Source organism: Bacillota bacterium, assembly GCA_040754675.1.
In the GTDB taxonomy this organism is placed as follows: domain Bacteria; phylum Bacillota; class Limnochordia; order Limnochordales; family Geochordaceae; genus Geochorda.
In genome coordinates, this window is record JBFMCJ010000535.1 from 1 (window position 1) to 2,746 (window position 2,746).

Sequence of the window (2,746 nt, forward strand, 5' to 3'; positions counted from 1 at the left end):
CGTGCAGGAGCCCCTGGTGGGAGCGGATGCCAGGATCGCCTGTGTGGCCGCCGCGTCGGTCATTGCCAAGGTCTTCCGGGACGCCCTGATGGACGAGCTGGATGCCATTTATCCGGGGTACGGCTTCGCCCACAACAAGGGCTACCCCACCCCTGAGCACCTGGCCGCCCTGCGGGCAAGGGGGCCGTCACCCGTCCACCGGCTGTCGTTCGCCCCGGTGGCGGAGGCGTCCGGGCCGGCACCGGCATGACGGGCCCGCGGCACGCGTTCAGGCAGCAGGCCGGGCAGCGCGCCGAGGAGGCTGCGCGCCGCTACCTGCAAGCCCGAGGCTGGGCCATTTTGGCGTGCAACTTCCGCCGCCGGTCTGGCGAGATTGACCTGGTGGCAAAAGATCCGCAGGGCACCGTGGTTTTCGTCGAGGTGCGTGCCCGGAGGGCATGGGGAGGCGAGCCGGGCCTCGTGCGGGCCGCCGCCAGCGTCGACCGACAGAAGCAGGCCCGGATCATCCGGGCCGCCCGCGCGGTTTACGCCGGGAGGCCTGATCTTGCCCAATTGCCCGCTCGGTTCGACGTGGTGACGGTGGAACTCAGCGCGGCGGGTGAGCCGGGTGCCGTCCGGCATGTTCCCGCCGCGTTTGACCTGAACGGTTAGCGGCGGCCGTCGCCTTCGCCAGGATGCCGGCGGACGTAGAAGAGCGCAGCCAGGGTTTTGGCGTCCGCCAGTTGCCCACGAGTGGCCATGCGCTCCAGTTCCTCGGGGTCAAACCAGCGGACCTCGGTGATGACCTCGGCCTCGTCCAGGTGGCGGTGCCCCGGACGCAGGTCATGGGCGAAGACCAGGTGCATCCTCTCGCTCGAGTACCCCGGGGCCAGGTAAAACGAGGCAGCCCGCTCGAGGCGCCCCGCGACCAATCCCGTCTCCTCCTCGAGTTCCCGCGCCGCGGCGGCGAGGGGGTCTTCCCCAGGCCGCAGCGTCCCCGCCGGCACCTCCCACAGCCACTCGTCCACGGCGGGGCGCAGCTGCCGCACCAGCGCCACCTTGCCGTCCCGCACGGGTACAACGGCCACCGACCCGGGATGCTCCAGAACGTGGTAAGTGTGCGGCTTTCCCCGCACCTCCACCACCTTTTCCCGCCACGTGAACTCCATGAACGCTCCCGTCCTTTCTGCTCTCCTGCCCGGCGGCAGGGAGGCAGCCAGGCCGCGGCGAAGCTGCCCTGTGCCATCTTTCGCGAGACACCGATCGGCTCCTGTGAGGCGCCGGAGGTGTCCTTTTTTGTGGGATACGCGAGAACCTGGGGCGCGGTGGTGGTCGGCGTCGAGGGCCACCTCGTCGAAGTGGAGGCGCACATCGGCGGAGGGTTGCCGGAGTTCCGCCTGGTGGGGCTGCCGGACACGGCGGTGCGGGAGAGTCGGGACCGCGTGCGTTCTGCCCTCAAGCAACTCGGGGTGAGCGTGCCGCCCGGGCGTATCACCGTCAACCTGGCGCCGGCCCGGCTTCGCAAGGCGGGGAGTTCGCTCGATCTGCCCATCGCCTGTGCGGTGCTCGGGGCTGCCGGGACCATCCCGGGGCCCGTGTTGAGCCGGTGCGTGCTCATCGGCGAGCTATCGCTGGACGGAAAGCTCCGGAGCGTGGACGGGCTGGTGGCGCTGCTGGTGGCGGCGCGCCGGCCCGGGCTGACCGTGGTGGTTCCGGAGGCCGCCCGGCCGGTGGCCGAACGGATCGCCGGGGTGCCGCTTGAGGCGGCGCCAAGCCTCGCGGAGGTGGTTCGAGGCCTTCGCAGCAACTCGGTGCCCTCGGCGGCGCCGCGGGCCGCGACCGGTCAGGGCGAGCCCTACGTGTTTCCCGAGCCGCAAACGAGCCTCAGCGCTGCCGTGCCGGGCGGAGAGGACATGGCGGAGGTGAGGGGACAGGCGCTTGCCCGGCGGGCAGCCGAGATCGCCGCGGCGGGGTGGCACCACCTGATGCTCGTCGGGCCTCCCGGATCGGGCAAGACCATGCTGGCCAGGCGCCTCGTGGGCATCTTGCCGCCTCTCACCCGCCAGGAGTGGCTGGAGGTGCTGCAGATCGACAGCGCAGCGGCCGGCAGGCTGAGCGAGCAGGGCCGAGAAGTTGTGGAGTGGCACCCGTGGCTTGGCCGGCCGTTCAGGGCGCCGCACCATACGTGCACGGTGGCGGGGCTCATCGGAGGGGGGCCGCGCCTTTCGCCAGGGGAACTGACGCTGGCGCACAGGGGCGTGCTGTTCCTGGACGAGTTTGCCGAACTGGCCAGGGAGGTGGCGGACGCACTGCGGGAGCCCATGGAGGAGGGTTGGGTCACGCTGGTGCGGGGCAGCGCGGCGATCCGGCTGCCGGCCGAAGCGCTGGTGGTGGGCGCGGCGAACCCGTGCCCCTGCGGCCGGTTTGGAAGCCGCTGGCCCGGTGCCGGCTGCCAGTGTGACGCCGGGGAGCTTCGGCGCTACCGGCGGCGGCTGCAGGGGCCGCTTTCCGACCGGTTCGACCTGTGGCTTCGGATGAAGCCCGTGGCAGAGATGGAGCTGCTCACGGCGCGGCCGGCCGAGAGCTCGCCGGTCATCCGGGGCCGGGTCATTGAGGCCCGGCAGCGCCAGTTGCGCCGGTTCCTGGGGGATGGGTGGCGACCGGTTCCGTTCGGTCGTTCCCCGGTGAACGGCCGCATGACCTCCGACGAGGTGCGGCGGTTTTGCCGGCTTGACGGGCAACTCGAGTCGAAGATGATGGAGATGGC

The 2,746-nt window shown here is 71.5% G+C and carries 4 protein-coding genes; 3 read left to right on the plus strand and 1 reads right to left on the minus strand.

What is annotated here, in order from left to right; all coding sequences use genetic code 11:
* Both AB1609_20375 and AB1609_20380 read left to right on the plus strand, forming a co-directional pair.
* Positions 1-250: ribonuclease HII (locus AB1609_20375; GenBank protein MEW6048799.1), on the plus strand; the 250-nt coding region annotated here is incomplete at its 5' end.
* On the plus strand, positions 247-651 hold the full coding sequence (locus AB1609_20380; GenBank protein ID MEW6048800.1) for a YraN family protein: 405 nt from the start codon (positions 247-249) through the stop codon (positions 649-651). The genes AB1609_20375 and AB1609_20380, both read left to right, overlap by 4 nt.
* Here the strand turns inward: AB1609_20380 and AB1609_20385 are convergent.
* Positions 648-1,148, minus strand: coding sequence for an NUDIX hydrolase (locus AB1609_20385; GenBank protein ID MEW6048801.1), 501 nt, complete (start codon positions 1,146-1,148; stop codon positions 648-650). The genes AB1609_20380 and AB1609_20385 overlap by 4 nt on opposite strands.
* A gap of 129 nt (positions 1,149-1,277) precedes the next feature.
* Here AB1609_20385 and AB1609_20390 point away from each other — a divergent pair.
* Positions 1,278-2,746 (plus strand): YifB family Mg chelatase-like AAA ATPase (locus AB1609_20390; protein MEW6048802.1); only part of this gene is annotated, 1,469 nt, incomplete at its 3' end.

Bases quoted from the DNA above. Each gene is read 5' to 3' on its own strand.
- AB1609_20380 (MEW6048800.1), top strand. From the start codon at position 247: ATGACGGGCCCGCGGCACGCGTTCAGGCAGCAGGCCGGGCAGCGCGCC.
- AB1609_20385 (MEW6048801.1), bottom strand. From the start codon at position 1,148: ATGGAGTTCACGTGGCGGGAAAAGGTGGTGGAGGTGCGGGGAAAGCCG.